At 54.5% G+C, this 22,571-nt stretch carries 22 protein-coding genes; all 22 read left to right on the forward strand.

What is annotated here, in order from left to right; all coding sequences use genetic code 11:
• Positions 1 to 84 precede the first annotated feature (84 nt).
• Positions 85 to 429, forward strand: a complete 345-nt coding sequence (rplS, locus tag BLT01_RS07385) for a 50S ribosomal protein L19 (protein ID WP_063179420.1) — start codon at positions 85 to 87, stop codon at positions 427 to 429.
• 101 nt (positions 430 to 530) lie between these two features.
• Complete coding sequence (gene lepB, locus BLT01_RS07390) at positions 531 to 1,088, forward strand: signal peptidase I (RefSeq protein ID WP_092096476.1); 558 nt, start codon at positions 531 to 533, stop codon at positions 1,086 to 1,088.
• Between the two features lie 14 nt (positions 1,089 to 1,102).
• Positions 1,103 to 1,954 (forward strand): ribosome biogenesis GTPase YlqF, encoded by an 852-nt coding sequence (gene ylqF / locus BLT01_RS07395; protein ID WP_092096479.1) that lies wholly within the window; start codon positions 1,103 to 1,105, stop codon positions 1,952 to 1,954.
• 90 nt (positions 1,955 to 2,044) lie between these two features.
• On the forward strand, positions 2,045 to 2,863 hold the full coding sequence (locus tag BLT01_RS07400; RefSeq protein ID WP_092096482.1) for a ribonuclease HII: 819 nt from the start codon (positions 2,045 to 2,047) through the stop codon (positions 2,861 to 2,863).
• Between the two features lie 61 nt (positions 2,864 to 2,924).
• Positions 2,925 to 4,085 (forward strand): ADP-forming succinate--CoA ligase subunit beta, encoded by a 1,161-nt coding sequence (gene sucC / locus BLT01_RS07405; RefSeq protein WP_092096485.1) that lies wholly within the window; start codon positions 2,925 to 2,927, stop codon positions 4,083 to 4,085.
• Positions 4,086 to 4,101: 16 nt separating this feature from the next.
• Positions 4,102 to 5,004: a succinate--CoA ligase subunit alpha gene (gene sucD, locus BLT01_RS07410; protein WP_092096488.1), complete on the forward strand. Its 903-nt coding sequence runs from the start codon at positions 4,102 to 4,104 to the stop codon at positions 5,002 to 5,004.
• Positions 5,005 to 5,071: 67 nt separating this feature from the next.
• Positions 5,072 to 5,962 (forward strand): DNA-processing protein DprA, encoded by an 891-nt coding sequence (gene dprA / locus BLT01_RS07415; RefSeq protein WP_092096569.1) that lies wholly within the window; start codon positions 5,072 to 5,074, stop codon positions 5,960 to 5,962.
• 128 nt (positions 5,963 to 6,090) lie between these two features.
• The gene (gene topA / locus BLT01_RS07420; RefSeq protein WP_092096491.1) at positions 6,091 to 8,166 is read left to right on the forward strand and encodes a type I DNA topoisomerase; all 2,076 of its coding nucleotides are present in this window, start codon (positions 6,091 to 6,093) and stop codon (positions 8,164 to 8,166) included.
• An 18-nt stretch (positions 8,167 to 8,184) separates the two neighbouring features.
• The gene (trmFO, locus tag BLT01_RS07425) at positions 8,185 to 9,495 is read left to right on the forward strand and encodes an FADH(2)-oxidizing methylenetetrahydrofolate--tRNA-(uracil(54)-C(5))-methyltransferase TrmFO (protein WP_092096494.1); all 1,311 of its coding nucleotides are present in this window, start codon (positions 8,185 to 8,187) and stop codon (positions 9,493 to 9,495) included.
• A 64-nt stretch (positions 9,496 to 9,559) separates the two neighbouring features.
• Positions 9,560 to 10,459, forward strand: coding sequence for a tyrosine recombinase XerC (gene xerC, locus BLT01_RS07430; RefSeq protein ID WP_092096497.1), 900 nt, complete (start codon positions 9,560 to 9,562; stop codon positions 10,457 to 10,459).
• Positions 10,460 to 10,471: 12 nt separating this feature from the next.
• The gene (hslV, locus tag BLT01_RS07435; RefSeq protein ID WP_092096500.1) at positions 10,472 to 11,017 is read left to right on the forward strand and encodes an ATP-dependent protease subunit HslV; all 546 of its coding nucleotides are present in this window, start codon (positions 10,472 to 10,474) and stop codon (positions 11,015 to 11,017) included.
• Positions 11,014 to 12,408, forward strand: a complete 1,395-nt coding sequence (gene hslU / locus BLT01_RS07440) for an ATP-dependent protease ATPase subunit HslU (RefSeq protein WP_092096503.1) — start codon at positions 11,014 to 11,016, stop codon at positions 12,406 to 12,408. The genes hslV and hslU overlap by 4 nt, the downstream gene beginning before the upstream one ends.
• Positions 12,409 to 12,489: 81 nt before the next feature.
• Complete coding sequence (gene codY, locus BLT01_RS07445; RefSeq protein ID WP_092096505.1) at positions 12,490 to 13,269, forward strand: GTP-sensing pleiotropic transcriptional regulator CodY; 780 nt, start codon at positions 12,490 to 12,492, stop codon at positions 13,267 to 13,269.
• Positions 13,270 to 13,574: 305 nt separating this feature from the next.
• Positions 13,575 to 14,306 carry a 30S ribosomal protein S2 gene (gene rpsB / locus BLT01_RS07450; RefSeq protein WP_092096506.1) on the forward strand — a complete coding sequence of 244 codons (732 nt, stop codon included), beginning with the start codon at positions 13,575 to 13,577 and terminating at the stop codon, positions 14,304 to 14,306.
• An 82-nt stretch (positions 14,307 to 14,388) separates the two neighbouring features.
• Positions 14,389 to 15,276 carry a translation elongation factor Ts gene (gene tsf / locus BLT01_RS07455; protein ID WP_092096508.1) on the forward strand — a complete coding sequence of 296 codons (888 nt, stop codon included), beginning with the start codon at positions 14,389 to 14,391 and terminating at the stop codon, positions 15,274 to 15,276.
• A gap of 82 nt (positions 15,277 to 15,358) precedes the next feature.
• Positions 15,359 to 16,084 (forward strand): UMP kinase, encoded by a 726-nt coding sequence (pyrH, locus tag BLT01_RS07460; RefSeq protein WP_092096511.1) that lies wholly within the window; start codon positions 15,359 to 15,361, stop codon positions 16,082 to 16,084.
• On the forward strand, positions 16,084 to 16,641 hold the full coding sequence (gene frr / locus BLT01_RS07465; protein ID WP_092096514.1) for a ribosome recycling factor: 558 nt from the start codon (positions 16,084 to 16,086) through the stop codon (positions 16,639 to 16,641). Before pyrH ends, frr begins: the two co-directional genes overlap by 1 nt.
• A 124-nt stretch (positions 16,642 to 16,765) precedes the next feature.
• Complete coding sequence (locus tag BLT01_RS07470; RefSeq protein WP_092096517.1) at positions 16,766 to 17,557, forward strand: isoprenyl transferase; 792 nt, start codon at positions 16,766 to 16,768, stop codon at positions 17,555 to 17,557.
• The gene (locus BLT01_RS07475) at positions 17,554 to 18,348 is read left to right on the forward strand and encodes a phosphatidate cytidylyltransferase (protein WP_092096520.1); all 795 of its coding nucleotides are present in this window, start codon (positions 17,554 to 17,556) and stop codon (positions 18,346 to 18,348) included. Before BLT01_RS07470 ends, BLT01_RS07475 begins: the two co-directional genes overlap by 4 nt.
• 21 nt (positions 18,349 to 18,369) lie before the next feature.
• Positions 18,370 to 19,518 (forward strand): 1-deoxy-D-xylulose-5-phosphate reductoisomerase, encoded by a 1,149-nt coding sequence (locus BLT01_RS07480; RefSeq protein WP_092096523.1) that lies wholly within the window; start codon positions 18,370 to 18,372, stop codon positions 19,516 to 19,518.
• A gap of 44 nt (positions 19,519 to 19,562) precedes the next feature.
• The gene (rseP, locus tag BLT01_RS07485; RefSeq protein ID WP_092096526.1) at positions 19,563 to 20,822 is read left to right on the forward strand and encodes an RIP metalloprotease RseP; all 1,260 of its coding nucleotides are present in this window, start codon (positions 19,563 to 19,565) and stop codon (positions 20,820 to 20,822) included.
• Positions 20,823 to 20,855: 33 nt separating this feature from the next.
• On the forward strand, positions 20,856 to 22,556 hold the full coding sequence (locus tag BLT01_RS07490) for a proline--tRNA ligase (RefSeq protein ID WP_092096529.1): 1,701 nt from the start codon (positions 20,856 to 20,858) through the stop codon (positions 22,554 to 22,556).
• The last annotated feature ends 15 nt before the right edge of the window (positions 22,557 to 22,571 follow it).

Below are 22,571 nucleotides of genomic sequence, written 5' to 3' on the forward strand. Positions count from 1 at the left end.
GTGCTTCTGCGTGAAGCACTCGATTACGGTGTTCCGCTGCAAAGGCAAGTTGTGCATGAGCATCTGTAGTAAGGAGAGGAAAACATGCAAAACATTATTGCAGAAATCACGAAGGAACAACTTCGTACAGACCTTCCGGCATTCCGCCCGGGCGACACGGTACGTGTACACGTGAAAGTCGTCGAGGGTACGCGTGAGCGGATCCAGGTATACGAAGGGGTTGTCATCAAGCGTCGCGGCGGCGGCATCAGCGAGACATTCACAGTCCGCAAAATCTCCTACGGTGTAGGGGTTGAGCGTACTTTCCCTGTGCATACGCCAAAAATCGCGAAACTTGAAGTGATTCGCCGCGGTAAAGTTCGCCGTGCGAAGCTGTACTACCTCCGCAACCTTCGCGGAAAAGCTGCCCGCATCAAAGAAATCCGATAATCGACATTCGAAAGGGGCCGGCCTGTCCGGCCCCTTTTCTTTTTGCCTCAGTCTTTCATACACTCTATAATGGAATCAGATTGAACAGGGAGGCCAACGGGATGACAGAAGAGAAACAGAAAAATGAACTCTGGGAATGGACGAAAGTTCTTCTTATCGCGTTCGGGCTGGCTGCCATCATCCGGTATTTCCTCTTTACGCCGATTGTCGTAGACGGGGAGTCCATGATGCCGACGCTCGAGGATGGAGACAAGATGATCGTCAACAAAATCGGATATACGATCGGTGAGCCGGAACGATTCGATATCGTCGTCTTCCATGCGCCGGAACAGAAAGACTACATCAAGCGGGTCATCGGGCTCCCGGGCGATCATATCGAATACCGGGATGACCAGCTTTATATCAATGGGAAACCCTATGATGAACCGTACCTCGATAAGAAAAAGGAAGCCGTTACGGACGGAACGCTGACCGAAGACTTCACGCTCGAGGAAAAGATCCAGCGGGAAACCGTTCCGGAGGGCCATGTGTTTGTCATGGGAGATAACCGGCGGTACAGCAAGGATTCCCGCCACATCGGCGTCATCCCGTTCGATGAGATCATCGGCAGCACGAGCCTGATCTTCTGGCCGATGGAAGATATCGGGTTCGTCAAGTGACGGAGGTGTGATTCATGACAATCCAATGGTTCCCGGGACATATGGCGAAGGCAAGGCGGGAAGTGACCGAACAGCTGAAGATGGTCGACATCGTCTTCGAACTGATTGATGCCAGGCTTCCGCAGTCTTCCAGAAACCCGATGATCGATGACATTATCAGCCGGAAACCCCGTCTTGTCATCCTCAACAAGAAAGATATGGCAGACGATGCCGAGACCGCCCGTTGGCTGGAGAAGTTCCGGGGAAGCGGAACCGAAGCGGTGGCGATCAACTCGCTTGACGGAAAAGGCCTGCAGCAGGTGAACAAGGTGGCCCAGCAGATCCTCAAGGAGAAATGGGAACGCATGAAGGCGAAAGGAATCCGGCCGAGGGCCATCCGCGCGATGATTGTCGGCATCCCGAATGTCGGAAAGTCGACGCTCATCAACCGGCTTGCCAAAAAGAATATCGCCAAGACGGGCAATACGCCGGGCGTCACCAAAGCCCAGCAGTGGATCAAGGTAGGCAAAGAACTGGAACTCCTCGATACGCCGGGCATCCTTTGGCCGAAGTTCGAGGACCCGGAGGCCGGCTATAAACTGGCGCTGACCGGGGCGATCAAGGATGCCATCACCGACCAGCAGGAGCTGGCGGTTTATGCGCTCCAATTCCTCGAGGCACATTATCCCGACCGTCTTGAGGAACGCTATGGCTTCCGGTCGCTGGACGGCGACATACCGGGTGCCTACGAGCGGATCGGCGAGCTCAGGAAGGTCTACGAAAAAGGCGGCACGATCGACTATGATAGCGTGTCCGAGCTGATCGTTCGCGATATCCGTGACCAGCAGCTCGGCAGACTGACGTTTGATTTTGCAGACGACGAATGAACAGGCACGCCGCCGAAAGGGGGCGTGCCTGTTCATTTCCGCTTCCAGAGAGACGGGAACATACATAAGACAGGAAAGGCCTGATCAACAGTGGCGAAATTAACAATCAGTGAAGTGAGGGCATGGCTTGAAACGGCCGAAGAGGGGGATCCATACTTCCGCGAGCTGAAAAGCGACAGCCGTGCCGGCATCCGCAAACTGCTTGCTTCCTATGAGCGCAGAAAGGATAAAAGACGCCTTGAGCTTGAGCGGCATCTCGAAAAGGAACGATTCGACAACGGGTTCCGACTAAGCGCGGAGTCACCCGTGGCAGGCGTGGATGAAGCGGGGAGGGGGCCGCTTGCCGGTCCGGTGGTGACGGCAGCCGTCATCCTGCCGCCGTCGTGTCCTGAACTGTCGGGGCTGGATGATTCAAAGGCGATTTCCCGGGAGCGTCGGGAACGTCTGGCCGCTGTGATCAGGGAGCATGCGATCGCCTGGTCCGTCCACATTCAGCCGGCGGCGGAAATAGACCGGCTGAACATCTACGGGGCCACCCGTGAATCGATGGAAAAAGCGGTGGCCGGGCTGTCCGTGAAGCCGGAAACAGTCATCGCCGACGCCATGGCCCTCGAAGGGGAAGTCCCATGCCATCCGGTCGTGAAGGCAGATGGGCTCAGCCTGTGTGTGGCGGCGGCATCCGTACTGGCCAAGACGGAGCGGGATGCCTATATGAAGAGGCTGCATGAACAATACCCCGCATACGGATTCGACCGGCACTCCGGCTATGGAACTGCCGCTCACCTGGAAGCGCTCGAAGCGCATGGCCCATGTCCGGAACACCGGAAGACTTTCGCGCCGGTGGCCGGATTCCTTGTCGGAACCAGCGGAAAAGCGGTTCAGGAAAAGACAATTATGGACAACCTATGACGGGTTGATTACAATGGGGGATGGCAAGAAACTATTCAGCAGTTCGATTGGAGGATGTAAGATGAATATCCATGAGTACCAAGGGAAACAGATTCTTCGCGACTACGGCGTCGCGGTACCAAACGGAATCGTTGCGTTTTCCCCTGAAGAGGCTGTCAAGGCGGCCAAGGAACTCGACACCAATGTATATGTCGTAAAAGCGCAGATCCATGCAGGCGGACGCGGAAAGGCCGGCGGCGTCAAAATCGCAAAGACGGTCGACGAAGTACGCGAATATGCGAAAGAGCTTCTCGGCAAGGTCCTGGTGACACATCAGACAGGCCCTGAAGGTAAAGAAGTCAAGCGCCTCTACATTGAAGAAGGCTCTGACATCCTCAAAGAGTACTACATCAGCCTCGTCGTTGACCGTGCAACAGACCGTGTTGTCCTCATGGGCTCCGAAGAAGGCGGCATGGACATCGAAGAAGTGGCGGAAGAAACACCGGAAAAGATTTTCAAGGAAGTCATCGATCCGGTTGTCGGCCTGACCGGATTCCAGGCACGCCGCATGGCATTCAACATGAACATTCCTTCGAAGCTCGTCAACAAGGCAGCGAAGCTTTTCCTCGGCATCTATGAAGCTTTCATTGCAAAGGATGCATCCATCCTTGAAATCAACCCGCTCGTCGTGACCGGCGATGACCAGGTCGTGGCACTCGATGCGAAGTTCAATTTCGACTCGAACGCCCTTTACCGCCATGCTGACATCGTTGAGCTCCGCGACTTTGACGAAGAAGATCCGAAAGAGATCGAAGCGTCGAAATATGACCTCAGCTACGTATCCCTTGACGGCAACATCGGCTGCATGGTCAACGGTGCAGGACTTGCGATGTCCACAATGGACACCATCAACTTCTACGGCGGCAAGCCGGCCAACTTCCTCGACGTCGGCGGCGGCGCGACTGCGGAGAAAGTTACCGAAGCGTTCAAGATCATCCTTTCCGATGAAAACGTCAAAGGGATCTTTGTCAACATTTTCGGCGGCATCATGAAGTGCGATATCATCGCAGAAGGTGTCATCCAGGCAACAAAGCAGCTCGGCCTTGAAGTGCCACTTGTCGTCCGTCTTGAAGGGACGAACGTGGATGCGGGCAAGAAGCTTCTGAACGAATCCGGACTGAACATCACTGCAGCTGATTCCATGGCGGACGGCGCACAAAAAATTGTCGAACTCGTAGGCTAAGAAAGGCGGGAAAACGATGGGCATTTATGTCGATAAGGATACAAAAGTACTTGTACAGGGAATCACGGGCTCTACAGCCCTCTTCCACACCAAGCAAATGTTGGAATACGGCACGAAGATCGTTGCGGGTGTGACGCCAGGAAAAGGCGGCACGGAAGTTGAAGGCGTACCGGTTTTCAACACAGTCGAGGACGCAGTAAAGGAAACGGGCGCAACCGTCTCCGTCATCTATGTTCCGGCTCCGTTCGCGGCTGACGCGATTCTTGAAGCGGTCGACGCAGAGCTGGATCTTGCAATCTGCATCACCGAACACATTCCGGTGCTGGACATGGTTAAAGTGGTCCGCTACATGGAGGGCAAGAAAACGCGTCTCATCGGACCGAACTGCCCGGGCGTCATCACGGCGGACGAATGCAAGATCGGAATCATGCCTGGCTATATCCACAAAAAGGGCCACGTAGGCGTCGTATCCCGTTCGGGAACCCTGACGTACGAAGCGGTTCACCAGCTGACCGAAGCAGGTGTCGGCCAGACGACAGCAGTCGGCATCGGCGGAGACCCTGTCAATGGCACAAACTTCATCGATGTACTCAAGGAATTCAACGAAGACCCTGAAACGCTCGCGGTTGTCATGATCGGTGAAATCGGCGGAACGGCCGAGGAAGAAGCGGCAGAATGGGTCAAAGCGAATATGACAAAGCCGGTCACAGGCTTTATCGGCGGACAGACCGCACCTCCAGGAAAGCGCATGGGCCACGCAGGCGCCATCATTTCCGGCGGCAAGGGAACTGCAGCCGAGAAAATCAAGGCGATGGAAGCAGCAGGCATCAAAGTTGCCGAAACACCATCCGTCATTGGAGAAACAATGATCAGCGTCCTGAAGGAAAAAGGTCTGTACGAAAAGTGCAAAACCCACTAAAATGAAAGTGCGGCACATCCAGTGCCGCGCTTTTACTATTTCCGGAGACTTTGCGGGACAGGAGGTCATGGTTATCGATCGGTTTGAAGATCGTCTGCTGGCACTGCACTATGTTTTTCCGGCACCGTTGAACCGGTTTGGCCGGCTGCTTGCGGCCGATCCCGGGCTGGAGGCGCTCCCCGATATGGGAATCGCCGAGCTGGCATTTTTACTGGACCTTGACACGGACAGAGCGGAGCTTCTCAGGAAGAAGCTCCGCCTGCATGCGGACCCCCCATACACAGAATTGTATGCCGCGAGCTCCATCACCCCCATCTTGTATAGCCACGTCCTCTACCCCCATTCACTTACCCAGCTGATCGATCCGCCGGCTGTTCTATACACCGCGGGCGACACATCTCTGTTATCCATGCAGAACAAAGCGGCCATCATCGGTTCGAGAAAAGCGACCGCCTACTCACGCATTGCCATGGAGAAAATCATCCCGCCGCTCGTCGGGCAGGGCTATGCCATCGTGAGCGGCCTTGCGATGGGTGCCGATGCGATGGCGCATGAGGCGGCCATCCGCCACGGCGGAAAGACGATCGGAGTCCTTGGAACCGGACTATCCCACCGGTACCCGAAGCAAAACAACGGCCTCTATGAAGTGATGCAGACCGGCCATCTTCTCGTTACCGAGTACCCGCCTTATGCCGGCCCGAAAAAGTGGCAGTTCCCGATGCGGAACCGGATCATCAGTGGTCTTTCCGATATTATCATCGTTACCGAAGCGGCCCGCCGGAGCGGGACGATGAGCACGATCGACCATGCATTGGAGCACGGGAAGGATGTTCATGCTGTCCCGGGTCCGATTGATTCGCCGCTTTCCGCCGGCCCAAACCGGCTGATCCTGGAAGGCGCCGCGCCCGCTCTGGATGGCTATACAGTCCTGGGCGGGCCGCCAGGGGAACCGGTCTGAATATGAAGGCGGCCTGCTTCCGCGGAAAATGAGAGGAGCCGAAAATGGTTGCAATTATATAGAAGATAGTTTACATTTTCCATCAGGACTTTCTTTAGGTAACGTTCACCTCGAATGGAGGCACATCAATGGCACCAGATTATTTGGTCATCGTCGAGTCGCCTGCGAAGGCAAAGACGATTGAGAAATATTTAGGGAAGAAATACAAGGTAAAAGCATCAGTCGGCCATGTGCGGGATCTCCCGCGAAGCCAGACCGGCATCGATGTTGAAAACAATTACGAGCCAAAGTACATCACGATCCGCGGAAAAGGCCCGGTTCTCCAGGAACTGAAAAGTGCGGCCAAGAAAGCAAAAAAAGTCTTTCTCGCATCCGACCCCGACCGCGAAGGGGAAGCGATCGCATGGCACCTCGCACATTCCCTCGGCATCGACGAAGATTCCGAATGCCGGGTCGTGTTCAACGAAATCACAAAGGATGCGGTCAAAGAAGCATTCAAGCATCCGCGCGCAATCAATCGCGACCGGGTCGACGCCCAGCAGGCACGCCGCATCCTCGACCGTCTGGTCGGCTATAACATCAGTCCGATCCTCTGGAAAAAAGTGAAGAAGGGGCTCTCGGCGGGACGGGTCCAATCCGTTGCCCTCCGACTGATCATCGACCGGGAAAATGAGATCCGGAACTTCAAGCCGGAAGAGTACTGGTCGATCACCGGGCTGTTCGGCAAAGGGAAAAAAGAGTTCACGGCCACGTTCCATGGTGACGGCAAAAAGAAAATCAAGCTGCCGGACAAACAGACCGTCGATACGATCCTTGCCAAACTGGACGGCCATGACTTTGAAGTCGCCGAGCTGGAGAAAAAAGAGCGGAAGCGCAACCCCGCTCCGCCCTTCACCACATCCTCCCTCCAGCAGGAAGCGGCACGCAAGCTGAACTTCCGGGCGCGTAAAACGATGATGCTCGCCCAGCAGCTTTACGAAGGAATCAACGTCGGCAAGGAAGGAAGCGTCGGTCTCATCACCTACATGCGTACCGACTCCACCCGGATCTCGGACACCGCGAAAAAAGAAGCCGGCGATTTCATCCTCTCCGAATACGGGAAGGACTACATGGCGCCGGGCGAGCGGACATCCAAGCAGAAAAATGCCCAGGACGCGCACGAAGCGATCCGGCCGACCTCTGTACTGCGTACTCCGGCTTCTCTGAAGGCCGTCCTCTCGAACGATCAGCTGAAGCTTTACCGGCTGATCTGGGAACGGTTCATTGCGAGCCGGATGGCGCCTGCCGTACTGGATACCGTGACGGCCGACCTCAGGCAGGGGGAGGTCGTGTTCCGTGCAACCGGATCACAGGTCAAATTCCAGGGCTTCATGAAAGTCTACGTCGAAGGCGAGGACGACAAGGAAGACGTGAAGCAGAAAATGCTTCCACCCCTTGAAAAAGGCGATATCGTCAAAAGTCTCAAGATCGATCCGAAACAACACTTCACCCAGCCGCCTCCACGGTACTCGGAAGCACGTCTTGTCAAGACGATGGAAGAGCTCGGCATCGGCCGGCCTTCAACCTACGCACCGACGCTTGATACGATTCAGAAACGGGGCTATGTTTCTCTTGATGCCAAACGCTTCATCCCGACCGAGCTTGGGGAAATCGTCCACTCCCTTGTCAGTGAGTTTTTCCCGGAAATCATCGATGTCGAGTTTACGGCAGAGATGGAGAAAGACCTTGACAGCATCGAGGACGGAAAAAACGAATGGGTCAATGTCATCGATTCCTTCTACAAGGATTTTGAAAAGCGGCTGAAAGTTGCCGAGCAGGAAATGGAGAAAGTGGTCATCAAGGATGAGCCGGCCGGCGAGGACTGCGAGAAGTGCGGTTCCCCGATGGTCATCAAGATGGGCCGCTACGGCAAGTTCATGGCTTGCTCGAACTTCCCGGACTGCCGGAACACCAAGCCGATCCTGAAGAAAATCGGCGTGGCCTGCCCAAAATGCAAAAAGGGAGAGGTCGTCGAACGCAAGAGCAAGACAAAGCGCATCTTCTACAGCTGTGACCAGTATCCGGACTGTGATTTCATCTCATGGGACAAACCGGTTTCCAGGCCCTGCCCGAAATGCAGCAGCATGCTGGTAGAGAAAAAGCTGAAGAAGGGCAAGCAGATCCAATGCTCGGAATGCGACTATAAAGAACAACCGCAACAGTAAAAGGAGACACGATTTAACATGACACCAGTCGTCAACGTTATCGGCGCGGGCCTCGCAGGCAGTGAGGCAGCCTGGCAGATCGCCAACCGCGGCGTCCGGGTCCGCCTGCATGAAATGCGCCCGGTCCGGCAGACGCCGGCACACCATACCGGCCAGTTTGCAGAACTTGTGTGCACGAACTCGCTACGTGCCAATAACCTCACGAATGCGGTAGGCGTCCTCAAAGAAGAAATGAGGATTCTCGATTCCGTCATCATGCAGGCCGCGGATTCCAGCGCGGTGCCGGCAGGAGGCGCATTGGCAGTCGATCGCCATGACTTTGCCGGCCGCGTCACCGAAACGGTCAAAAATCACTCTCTTGTCGAAGTGGTGAACGCTGAAGTGACGGAAATTCCGGAAGGCATCACGGTCATCGCGACCGGGCCGCTCACTTCGTCCTCTCTAGCCGAACAGATCAGCAGCCAGACAGGCGAGTACGATCTTTACTTCTACGACGCGGCGGCGCCGATCATCGAAAAGGATTCCATCGATATGGACAAGGTCTACCTGAAATCCCGCTATGATAAAGGGGAGGCCGCTTATCTGAACTGCCCAATGACCGAAGAGGAGTACAATCGCTTCTATGAGGCGCTCATCACGGCCGAGACGGTCGCCCTCAGGGACTTTGAAGAAGAAAAGTATTTCGAAGGCTGTATGCCGGTCGAAGAAATGGCCCGCCGCGGCAGGGATACCCTCCGGTTCGGCCCGATGAAACCGGTCGGCCTCGAGGATCCGAAAACCGGCAAAACCCCATACGCGGTTGTCCAGCTCCGACAGGACAATGCCGCAGCGACCCTCTATAACATAGTCGGCTTCCAGAATCACATGAAGTGGGGACCGCAGAAAGAAGTAATCCGGCTGATCCCGGGACTCGAAAACGCAGACATTGTTCGTTACGGCGTCATTCACCGGAACATGTTCATCAATTCGCCACGTGTCCTGGAGCGCACTTATCAGCTCAAGGCGCGCAAAGACCTTTTCTTTGCCGGACAGATGACCGGTGTCGAAGGCTATGTGGAGTCGGCGGGCAGCGGCCTCGTGGCAGGCGTTAATGCAGCCCGCCTGGCGCTTGGCGAGGATCCTGTCGTCTTCCCGGCGGAAACGGCACTCGGAAGCTTGGCGCGTTATATCAGTGAAGCAGACCCTGCCAACTTCCAGCCGATGAATATCAATTTCGGGCTTTTCCCCACACTTGGGGAAAAAGTCAGGAAAAAAGCGGAGCGTGCGGAAAAGCAAGCTGGAAGAGCACTGGAAACAATTCGAAATTTCAAGAATACAATTGCACATTGATTGAACAAAAGCCTCTAAATGCCTTATACTTTAGAGGCTTTTGTAGATTTCCGGAGGTGACGGAATGAATGCCAGGCTAAAGCAGGCGGCAGAGGAGTTCCAGGCCTATATCCGCCTGGAGCGAAACTTCTCTCCGCTGACCGTGGAAGGATACCGGAAAGACCTTGAAGAGTTTTTCTCTTTCCTGGAATCCGAAGGGATCGGAGAGCAGGAGGAGATCCGCTATCCGGTAGCACGTCTTTATGTGACCCGGCTATATGAGCGGGGGCTTGAGAGGGCGACCATCTCCAGGAAGATTTCATCTCTCCGTTCGTTCTTCAAATTTGCCAACACGCGCTTCGGCATCGACGACCAGGCATTCCGATCACTGTTTCATCCGAAGAAAGAGGAAAAGCTGCCCAAGTTCTTCTATGAAGAAGAGATGGAGCAGCTTTTCGAAGCGAATGCGGGCAGCTCACCGAAGGAAATCCGGGACACGGCTCTTCTTGAGCTGCTCTATGCCACCGGCATGCGGGTGTCTGAGCTGACCGGACTTACCGTTCAGGATGCCGATCTCGGGCTTGATATTGTCCGGGTCATGGGGAAGGGCCGCCGCGAGCGCTACATTCCCTTTGGCCATTTTGCCGCCGATGCACTCGGCAGGTATGTGGACAAGGCGCGTCCGGCCATCATGAAGGGGAACAAACATGACCGGCTGTTCGTCAATATGAGGGGGACTCCGCTGACTGACCGCGGAGTCCGGCATATCCTGGAGGAAATGGTCAAGAAGGCCGCACTCCATGTATCGATCCATCCGCATATGCTCCGTCATACGTTCGCTACGCACTTGCTCAACAATGGTGCGGATATGCGTTCCGTCCAGGAGCTTCTCGGCCATGCCAGCCTGTCATCGACGCAGGTCTATACACATGTGACGAAAGAACATCTGAGAAAAACGTACATGAACGCACATCCTAGAGCTTAAGGGGGAGAGGCAGTGGACATTCATGCAACCACGATATTCGCGGTCCGGCATAATGGGAAAGCCGCAATGGCAGGAGACGGACAGGTGACACTCGGAAACCAGGTCGTCATGAAGCATACCGCAAAAAAAGTCCGCCGATTGTTCGGCGGCAACGTCGTTGCGGGTTTTGCAGGCTCTGTCGCGGATGCTTTCACGCTGTTTGAACTGTTCGAAGGAAAGCTTGCCGAGTATGACGGGAACCTCACACGTGCAGCCGTCGAACTTGCAAAGGAATGGCGCGGGGACAAGATGCTACAGAAGCTGGAGGCGATGCTGATCGTCATGGACAAAGACACGATGTTGCTTGTATCCGGTTCCGGAGAAGTGATCGAACCGGATGACGGCATCCTCGCGATCGGCTCCGGTGGCAACTATGCGCTGGCTGCAGGGCGTGCCCTTAAAATGCATGCAGGCGAAGAAATGGATGCCGAGCAGATTGCCAGGGCAGCCCTGGAGACGGCCGCCGATATCTGCGTGTTCACGAACCACCAAATCATCCTGGAGGTGATCGGGGAATGAAAATGGAGCAGATGACACCGCGCCAGCTGACCGAGCAGCTTGACCGCTACATTGTCGGCCAGAAAGAAGCGAAGCGGGCTGTTGCGGTGGCAATGAGAAACCGCTACCGGCGCAGCCGTCTCCCGGAGGAGGAGCGCAACGAAATCATTCCGAAAAACATTCTCATGATCGGCCCCACCGGTGTCGGAAAGACGGAGATCGCCCGCAGAATCGCCAAACTCTCCGGCGCACCATTCCTCAAGATAGAGGCGACCAAGTTCACGGAAGTCGGCTATGTCGGACGTGACGTGGAGTCGATGGTGCGCGACTTGGTCGAAGCATCCTTCCGCCTCGTCCGCAACGAGCGAATGGAGGAAGTGGCTGCCCGCGCCGAGGAACTGGCAGAAGAACGGCTTGTGAAGCTGCTTGTCCCTTCCATGAAAAAGGAGAAAACCGGGCAGAATCCGTGGGAGATGCTTCTCGGCCAGATGCAGGACCGCTCGGACGAAGAGGAAGAGGATTCCTCGATCCGCCTGAAACGCTCCGAAATCCGGGCCGAGCTGAAGGCAGGCCGCCTGGAGGACAGGAAAGTCATGGTCGAGGTGACGGAGAACACACCGTCATTGTTTGACAGCATGCAGGGTTCGGGAATGGAACAAATGGGAATGAATATGCAGGACGCGCTTTCCAACCTTCTTCCGAAAAAGAAGAAGAAGCGGGAGATGCGTGTGAAGGATGCCCGGAGGGCACTTGCTATGGAAGAAGCTGAAAAACTTGTCGACCGTGATGAAATCTCTCAAGAGGCGATCGATCGGGCGGAGCAGCAAGGAATCATCTTCATCGATGAGATCGACAAAATCGCCTCAAAGCAGGGAAACGCTTCCTCTGCGGATATCTCACGGGAAGGCGTCCAGCGAGACATTCTGCCGATTGTGGAAGGGACGACCGTGACCACCAAGTATGGTCCTGTCCGGACGGAATTCATGCTCTTCATCGCTGCGGGAGCGTTTCACGTTTCCAAGCCGTCAGACATCATACCAGAGCTGCAGGGCCGCTTCCCGATCCGCGTGGAGCTGGATAAGCTGACGAAGGAAGACTTTATCCGGATCCTTAAAGAGCCTGACAATTCCCTGATTCACCAGTACCGGCTGCTGCTGTCGACCGAGGGAATCGAGATTGACTTTACCGGCGAAGCGATCGGGCGCATCGCTGAGATCGCCGCGGAAGTCAATGCGGAAACGGAAAATATCGGAGCACGCAGGCTGCATACCGTTCTGGAAAAGCTGCTTGAGGACCTCAGCTTCGAAGCATCCGACATTTCGCCTGCTTCCATTCGGATCACACCGGAATATGTCAACGAAAAGCTGGAGAAAATCGCAACGAACAAAGATTTGTCACAATTTATCCTGTAAGAGCACCATTTTGTTTCCCAAAACGATTACAAACCTTTAGAATATTCTTGAATCCATATACCCAGTAGGAGGAATTGTGTTATGTCACTATTGCAAAATACGCGGGAGATCAACTCCATGCTCCAGGCGTCCGCCGGCAAACCGGTTAATTTCAAGGAAATGTCCGAAACACTATCCAAGGTGATCGGAGCCAACGTCTTCATTGTCAGCCGGAAGGGCAAACTGCTCGGCACGGCCGTCCACCAGGAAATCCAGAACGAGCGGATCCAGAACATGCTGGAGGAGCGCCGATTCCCTGAAGAATATACAAAGAACCTCTTTAACGTGACCGAAACTTCTCCGAACCTCGATATCAATGACCCGCACACCGTATTCCCGGTCGAAAACAAGGATCTCTTTGAAGAGGGACTCACGACCATCGTTCCGATCATCGGTGGCGGGGAACGCCTCGGCACATTGATTCTCGGACGCGTGAAAGACCAGTTCACCGATGAGGATCTTGTCCTAGCCGAGTATGGCGCGACAGTGGTCGGCATGGAAATCCTCCGGGAAAAAGCAGAAGAGATCGAAACGGAGGCCCGCTCCAAAGCGGTCGTCCAGATGGCGATCAATTCCCTTTCCTACAGTGAACTCGAGGCAATCGAGCATATCTTTGATGAACTGGATGGCACAGAAGGCCTCCTCGTGGCATCCAAGATTGCAGACCGTGTCGGCATCACCCGTTCGGTCATCGTCAATGCACTCCGCAAGCTGGAGAGCGCGGGCGTCATCGAATCCCGTTCGCTCGGCATGAAAGGCACATACATCAAAGTCCTGAATGATAAGTTCCTCGTACAGCTCAACGAACTCAAATCCAAATAATCTCGCCTGTAACCTGCAAGGCGGACACAAAGAGCCAGGAGCATAGCTCCCGGCTCTTTTTCATTCATTTATGCACTTTTCTTCATCAATACTCTCAGTGTTTATATGAAGCAAGATCCATTTTTCTGAGCCACTTCCCGTGTGCCAACCCTGAAGAGTGTTTTGTGTTGCAAAACAGGTAAGTGCGTGGTATAGTGACCAATGGTGCGATTACACACGTATCCTGACGGATGGGCCGGTGCCGCAGAGGCTGCCCGCCGGGTGATGGATGCGGAGGACCAAAAAACCAATCGGAGGTAACAAAAATGGCAGTAATCACAATGAAACAGCTTCTTGAAGCAGGTGTCCACTTCGGTCACCAAACACGCCGCTGGAACCCGAAAATGAAGAAATACATCTTCGTTGAGCGTAACGGCATCTATATCATCGACCTTCAAAAGACGGTCAAGAAACTCGAGGAAGCATATGACTTCATGCGCCAGACTGGTGCGGAAGGCGGCAAAGTGCTCTTCGTTGGAACGAAAAAACAGGCTCAGGACGCAATTCGCGAAGAAGCGGAACGCGCAGGCCAATACTACATCAACCAACGCTGGCTCGGCGGCCTTCTGACGAACTTCGGTACGATCCAGAAGCGCGTTGACCGCATGAAAGCAATCGAACGCATGGAAGAGGAAGGAACTTTCGATGTCCTTCCTAAGAAAGAAGTTATCCAGCTCAAGAAAGAACACGAACGCCTCGTCAAGTTCCTTGGCGGTATCCGTGACATGAACGGCCTTCCGGACGTCATGTATGTGGTCGACCCTCGCAAAGAGCGCATTGCCGTTGCGGAAGCACGCAAGCTGAACATCCCAATCGTCGGCATCGTCGACACAAACTGCGATCCGGACGAAATCGACTACGTCATCCCTGCAAACGATGACGCAATCCGCGCGGTACGCCTTCTGACTAGCAAGATGGCAGATGCTCTCGTCGAATCAAAACAAGGCGAAGAAGAAACGGAAGTCGAAGCTCAGGGCGAAGAAGTCGCAGCAGAGTAAGACCGTATGTTCAGGCGATAAGCGGCTCTCCAGTCCTTATCGCCTTTTCTAAACAAATTGAATCGACCGGGAGGAATGACAAATGGCAGCAGTAACAGCACAAATGGTTAAAGAACTTCGTGGAAAAACAGGCGCAGGCATGATGGACTGCAAAAAGGCCCTCACCCAGACTGACGGCGACATGGACGCGGCAGTGGACTTCCTTCGCGAGAAAGGCCTCGCGAGTGCAGCGAAGAAAGCAGACCGTATCGCGGCTGAAGGTACGGTATCCGTTGAAACTGACGGTAACAAGGCGGTCATCTTTGAAATCAACGCTGAAACAGACTTCGTTGCCAAAAACGATGCTTTCCAGCAGCTGGTTTCGGAAATCGGCACTCATCTTCTTAAATCAGAACCGGCATCCCTTGAAGAAGCACTTGCTTCCGAAATGGAAAACGGCCTGACTGTACAGGACCACATCTCCAACGCTGTGGCTAAGATCGGTGAGAAAATCACGCTCCGCCGTTTCGAGATCTTCGAAAAGACGGATAACGATACATTCGGCGCTTACCTCCACATGGGCGGCCGCATCGGCGTTCTCCTTCTGATCGAAGGCTCTTCGAACGAAGAAGCTGCAAAAGATGTCGCGATGCACATTGCGGCGATCAATCCGAAATACGTTTCCCGCGACGAAGTTCCTGAAGAAGAAGTCGAGCGCGAGCGCAAAGTCCTCACAGAGCAGGCACTTAACGAAGGCAAGCCGGAAAACATCGTTGCGAAGATGGTTGAAGGCCGCCTTGGCAAGTTCTTCGAAGACGTTGTCGTTCTCGACCAGGCATTCGTCAAGGATTCCGACCAGAAAGTCCGTGACTTTGTGAAGTCGACCGGCGGCACACTCAAGTCGTTCGTCCGCTATGCAGTAGGCGAAGGCATCGAGAAGCGCGAAGACAACTTTGCCGACGAAGTCATGAACCAGGTCAAAGGCAACTGATCCAATACCATAATTGGGAGGGGAACACGAATCAGGTGTTCCCTCTTTTTCGATAAAAAACAGAGATGATGGAGGAGACCTCATGAGCGTACCGAAATATAAAAGAGTCGTCCTGAAGTTAAGCGGGGAGGCACTGGCTGGAGAGCAGGGCTTCGGGCTCTCGCCGGCAATCATCAAATCTGTCGCCGAACAGGTGAAAGATGTTGTCGACCTTGGCGTTGAAGTCGCCGTTGTCGTCGGCGGGGGGAACATCTGGCGAGGCAAAGTCGGAAGCGAAATGGGTATGGACCGGGCTACAGCCGACTACATGGGGATGCTCGCCACAGTCATGAACTCTTTGGCCATGCAGGACGCTCTGGAAAAGCTCGGAATCGAGACGCGTGTGGCCACTTCAATCGAAATGCGGCAGGTTGCTGAACCGTACATAAGAAGACGTGCGATCCGCCACCTGGAGAAAAAACGTGTCGTCATTTTCGCTGCCGGGACGGGCAACCCATACTTTTCGACCGACACGACCGCCGCTCTCCGCGCGGCCGAAATCGAGGCCGATGTCATCCTCATGGCTAAAAACAATGTGGATGGCGTCTATAACGACGATCCGAAGACCAATGCCGATGCGGTGAAGTACGAGACGCTCACTTACCTTGATGTGATCAAGGATGGTCTCCAAGTGATGGATTCGACGGCTTCCTCGCTTTGCATGGACAACGACATTCCGCTCATTGTATTCTCGATCATGGAACAGGGGAACATCAAAAAAGCCGTCCTCGGTGAGGAAATCGGAACGATTGTCAGGAGGAATGCATAATGGTGAACAAACTGATTGAAGAAACAAAAGACCGCATGGCCAAGTCCATCCAGTCGCTCCGGCGCGAAATGGCTTCGATCCGCGCGGGCCGTGCAAACGCGTCCCTTCTCGACAGGATTTCTGTCGACTATTACGGAGCGCCGACACCGGTGAACCAATTGGCCGGAATTTCCGTTCCGGAAGCGCGCCTTCTCGTCATCCAGCCTTATGATAAATCAATCATCGGCGATATTGAAAAGGCGATCCTGAAGTCGGACCTCGGCCTGACGCCGGCAAATGACGGCAACGTCATTCGCCTGGCAGTGCCGGCATTGACTGAAGAGCGCCGGAAAGAACTTGTCAAACTCGTCAAGAAAGACGCGGAAGAGGGCAAAGTCTCCATCCGCAATATCCGACGGGATGCCAACGACTCCCTCAAAAAGCTGGAAAAGGGCGGCGAGATCACGGAAGATGATCAGCGCGGCTACAGCGAGGACATCCAAAAGATGACGGACGATCATATCCGCCAGATTGATGAAATCGCCAAGGAAAAAGAAGAAGAAATCATGGAAGTCTAACGAAAGAACCAAAACCCTGCAAGGGCGTCCTAAACTAAAAGGACGCCTTTTTTACTTGTTGAAAAACTGCTATGATAGTAAAAGCATCGATTCCGAATTGCTGTTGAGTGGAGGAAATCTGATTATGTTGGATAAATTGATCCGCAAAAAGGGCGGCGAATCAAAGGTCGAAAATGGGGAGCGTCCCGAACTGGACAAAACCATGATTCCGCGGCACGTCGCCATCATCATGGACGGAAACGGCCGGTGGGCAAAAAAGAGGTCGCTTCCAAGAATTGCGGGACACCACGAAGGGATGAAGACAGTCCGAAAAATCACCAGGGAAGCGGACCGTCTCGGCATAAAAGTGCTCACCCTTTATGCCTTCTCCACGGAGAATTGGAAACGGCCGAAACCCGAAGTGGAATTTCTGATGAGGCTTCCGGAAGAGTTTCTCGGAACTTATCTGCCTGAGCTCGTGGAGCGCAATGTCTGCGTCCGGATGATGGGCGATCATGCCCATCTGCCGATGCACACCCGGCGGGCCATCACGAAGGCGATGGAAGCGACCGCAGAAAATGACGGCCTGATCCTGAATTTCGCGATGAATTACGGAAGCCGTGCTGAGATTACTGAAGCTGTCCGCTCGATTGCAAGGGCGGTGGCTGAAAACCGTATGAGCGCAGAGGACATCAATGAGTCGTTGATCACCGGCGCTTTGATGACTGCCGAACTGCCGGAGCCGGACCTCCTGATCCGTACTAGCGGAGAAGTCCGGCTCAGTAACTTCATGCTCTGGCAGCTTGCTTATACAGAGTTCTGGTTTACTGAGACGCTCTGGCCGGACTTTGATGAGAGCCGTCTTCAGGAGGCGATTGCGGTCTACCAGGCGAGGAACCGCCGCTACGGCGGAGTTGACAAGGAGGACACGGAGTGAAGACCCGAATTATCACGGGGGTGGTGGCCGCCCTCCTCTTTATCCCGCTCGTCATCATCGGGGGGCTGCCGTTCACGTTGGCGGTTTTCCTGCTGGCGGCAATCGGGATGTATGAATTGCTCAGGATGAAGAAGATTCCCATTTTCTCCATTCCGGGACTGCTTGCTGTGCTTGCCCTGTTCAGCTTTTTGCTGAAACCTGAATGGGCGGCTGCAATCACGGAGTATACCGGTTATACCAAAATTGAAGTGGCCTATATGACCGTCCTTCTTCTTCTGGTATATACCGTCGTTGTGAAAAACCGGTTCACATTCGAGCATGCAGCATTTACCGTGCTTGCCATGCTTTATCTGGGAATCGGCTTTTACTACCTGATTGTCACGCGGGACGCAGGGATCGAATATATCATTTATGCGCTCATCGTCGTCTGGCTGACAGACACGGGAGCTTATTTCACAGGCCGCAGTTTCGGCAAACGGAAGCTCTGGCCCGAAATCTCGCCGAACAAAACCGTCGAGGGCTTTGTCGGCGGCATTGCAGTTGCAGTAATCGCGGCTTGCTTATTCCAGCTGTTCATGCCGGTGACCGGGTCGTATCTGATTCTCATCGCAGTGACGATCATCGCTTCGGTGACAGGACAGATTGGCGATCTCGTGGAATCGGCACTCAAGCGGCATTACGGGGTGAAGGATTCGGGGAACATCCTGCCAGGCCACGGCGGTATCCTCGATCGGTTCGACAGTCTGCTATTTGTGCTGCCTGTACTGAACCTCCTTCATTTTGTCGGATGAACGGAAAGGAAGTAGCATATCATGGTTAAGAAAATCAGTTTATTGGGCGCCACCGGCTCTATCGGAACTCAGACGGTCGACATCGTCTTATCGGATCCGGGGCGCTTTGAAATCACGGCGCTTGCAGCCGGCAGAAATCTTCCTAAGCTCCGGGAAATCCTGAACCAGATCAAACCTCAGTTCGTCTCGGTTTCGGCAGAGGCGGATGCAGAGACGCTGAGGGCGGAATATCCCGGCATCCGATTCGGCTCCGGGAGGGAAGGCTTGCTTGAAGCGGCTGCGGGAACGGACGCCGACATCATGGTCGGTGCAGTAATCGGCAGTGTCGGACTCGAGCCGACACTTGAGGCGATCCGCAGCGGACGGGACATCGCCATCGCGAACAAAGAGACGCTGGTGGCGGCCGGTTCAATCGTGACGGCAGAAGCGGACAAGCATGGCGTCCGTCTGCTTCCTGTCGACAGTGAACATTCAGCTTTGTTCCAGGCGTTAAATGGCGAGGACCCGGAACGGGTGGACCGACTGATCCTGACAGCCTCCGGCGGCAGCTTCCGGGACAAGACAAGGGATGAGCTGGAAGGCGTGACTGTCGAGGAAGCGCTCGCCCACCCAAACTGGACGATGGGAAGCAAGCTGACAATCGATTCCGCGACGATGATGAACAAAGGGCTGGAAGTGATCGAAGCACACCATCTTTTCGGTATGCCATACGACCGGATTGATGTCCTTCTCCATAGGGAGAGCATCATCCATTCCATGGTCGAGTTCGAGGATACAAGTGTGATGGCGCAACTCGGATCGCCTGATATGCGGGTGCCGATCCAGTACGCACTTACTTATCCGGACAGGCTCCCCAGAAGGGGGACCGAAAGGCTGGACCTGGCCAAGATAGGCCTGCTTCATTTTGAGGAAGTGGATACAGACCGCTTCCCGGCGCTCCGTATCGCCTATGAATCCGGCAAGGCCGGAGGAACGGCGACGACTGTCATGAATGCGGCAAACGAAGTGGCGGTCGCCCTCTTCATGGAAGGGCGCATCACCTTCACCGAAATTGAGCCGCTTGTGGAACAGGCGCTGGGACGGCACGACCTCATTCAGGAACCTGACCTTGAAACGGTTCTAGCGGTAGATGCAGAGACGAGAAAAACCGTGCTCGATGTGGTAAAATAGGACGATATGAATTCCGGCGAAAAGCCGGATGAAGGTGGGTGCACATGCAGACAATCCTTGCATTTATTGCCGTTTTCGGTTCGCTCGTCTTCTTCCATGAGCTGGGTCACTTCCTTCTTGCCAAGCGGTCCGGCATCATGGTGAGGGAGTTTGCCATCGGTTTTGGTCCGAAACTTCTCGGGATCAACAAAGGGGAGACCCTTTACACGATCCGGTTGCTGCCGCTCGGGGGCTATGTCCGTATGGCTGGCGAGGATTTCGACAAGGTCGAGCTCCAGCCGGGCCACCGGATCGGGCTTCTTCTGGACAGGGAAGGCCGTGCCGAACGCATCGTCCTGAACCAGAACGACCGGACACCGGATATGCTCTACATGGAAGTTGAACATGCCGATCTCGAAAAAGAACTCTATATAGAAGGATACGATGAAGAAGAACAAAGGGTCCGCTATCCGGTATCCCGGACGGCGATCATTTCCGAAAAAGGGACCGAAACCCTGATTGCGCCGCACGACCGGCAATTCGAGTCGAAGTCGCTTGGAGCCCGTTCGGCAACAATCATCGCCGGTCCGCTTTTCAACTTCATCCTTGCGTTTTTCATCTTTGTTGTGCTCGGTCTGATTCAGGGGGTCCCGAAAGACGATCCGATCATTGCGGATGTGACCGATGATGGCCCGGCCATTTCTGCCGGCATCGAGAAAGGGGACCGGATCGTATCCGTCAACGGACGTGAAGTGGGAACCTGGAATGCCTTCTCTGCCATTATCCAAGACAGCCCGGGTAAACAGCTGACAATCGGAGTTGAGCGGAGCGGCACGGTGGAAGAATATCATGTCACACCTGCGTCCATCGATGTTGAAGGCCAGACAATCGGGCAGATCGGGGTCCTGTATGAACCGCAGTACGAGAAAGATGTGCTCGGCACTGTGGCCTACGGGGCTGAACAGACTTGGTTCTGGTTTAAGCGGATCTTCCAGCTTCTTGGAATGCTCGTTACCGGCCAGTTCACAATCGAGGCGCTTTCAGGCCCTGTCGGCATTTACCAGGCGACGGGTGCGGTTGCACAGGCAGGAATCTTCAACCTCATGAACTGGGCTGCCGTCCTGTCGATCAACCTTGGCATCATGAACCTGCTGCCGCTGCCTGCACTGGATGGAGGCAGGCTGATGTTCTTCGGTTTTGAAGCTCTTAGGGGCCGTCCGATCGACAAGCAGAAAGAGGGCATGGTCCATTTTGTCGGCATCATGCTGCTCATGGTCCTCATGATCATCGTCACCTGGAACGATATCCAGAGATTTTTCTTCTGATCCATACTATTGAAAATCCGGGGTGCTATAACGATGAGACAAAGCAAAACGTTCATACCTACTTTGCGCGAAACGCCTGCTGATGCGGACCTCAAGTCCCACCAGCTCCTGTTGCGCGCAGGATATATCAGGCAGAATACGAGCGGAGTCTACTCCTACCTGCCACTGGCCAAGAAGATGCTCACAAAGATCGAAACGATCGTCCGTGAGGAGATGGATGCAATCGGCGGTTCGGAAGTGCTGATGCCATCACTCCAGCAGGCGGAGCTCTGGCAGGAAACGGGCCGCTGGTACACTTATGGGCCTGAACTGATGAGACTCCAAGATCGTCATGGCCGGGAGTTCGCGCTCGGACCGACCCACGAAGAAGTGATCACTTCGCTCCTTCGAGACGAGGTCAAATCCTACAAGAAACTGCCGCTGACCCTTTACCAGATCCAGACGAAGTTCCGTGACGAAAAGCGTCCCCGCTTCGGCCTGCTCCGCGGCAGAGAGTTCATCATGAAGGATGCCTATTCCTTCCATGACTCGAAGGAAAGCCTGGATGAAACCTATGAGGACATGAAACAGGCTTATACGAACATTTTCACAAGACTTGGCCTGAACTTCCGCGCGGTCATCGCTGATTCCGGTGCAATCGGCGGAAAAGATACACATGAATTCATGGTGCTTTCCGATGTCGGTGAAGATACAATCGCCTACAGTGATTCTTCCGGCTTTGCAGCGAACATCGAGATGGCCGAAGTGAATGTCACTTATCCGGAACCGGAAGGCGAAGAACTTGAGATTGAGAAAGTCGACACGCCCGACGTTAGGACAATCGATGATGTCGCCGCTTTCCTGGCTGTTCGTCCGGAAGATTGCATCAAGACCCTGGTGTTCATTGTCGATGATGAACCGGTTGTCGTCCTGGTCCGTGGAGACCATGAGATCAACGACATCAAGGTGAAGCACGCCCTTGATGCCACGATCGTCGAAATGGCCACGCCGGAACAAGTCAAGGAAGCGACCGGAACGGAAATCGGTTCGCTTGGCCCGGTCAAGCTGCCGACGGGCCTGAAGGTCATCGCGGACCATGCCGTACGCTATATGCGCAACGCGGTTGCCGGCGCCAATGAAGACGGCCGCCATTACCGGAATGTGAATCCGGAGCGTGATTTCTCGGTGGATTCTTATCAAGACCTCCGGTTCATCATGGAAGGTGACCCGTCTCCGGACGGTCAGGGTTCCATCCAATTTGCAAGAGGGATTGAAGTCGGCCATATCTTCAAGCTGGGGACGACCTATTCCGAGCCGATGGAAGGGATGTTCCTGGACAACAATGGACGCCAGCAGCCGTACGTCATGGGCTGCTACGGTATCGGGGTATCGCGCATTCTGTCCGCCATGGCGGAGCAATTCAACGATGAGGATGGCCTGAAGTGGCCGAAAGACCTTGCACCGGCGGATATCCATCTGATTCCGATCAATATGAAGGATGATACCCAGCGTGAACTAGCTGAAGAAATGTACGGCCTTCTGTCCTCGTACCGCTACAAGGTGCTGTTCGATGACCGCGCAGAACGTCCGGGCGTCAAATTCGCGGATGCAGATCTGATCGGACTTCCGATCCGGCTGACGGTCGGCAAAAAGGCCGCTGAAGGCATCGTGGAAGTAAAGTTCCGGGCAACCGGAGAAACCGCGGAATGGAAAAAAGAAGAACTTACGGACAAACTCCGTTCGTTCTTTGGATGATCAACAAGACGGAAC

Origin of the sequence: Bhargavaea beijingensis (assembly GCF_900101985.1) — a bacterium.
Lineage (GTDB): Bacteria > Bacillota > Bacilli > Bacillales_A > Planococcaceae > Bhargavaea > Bhargavaea beijingensis.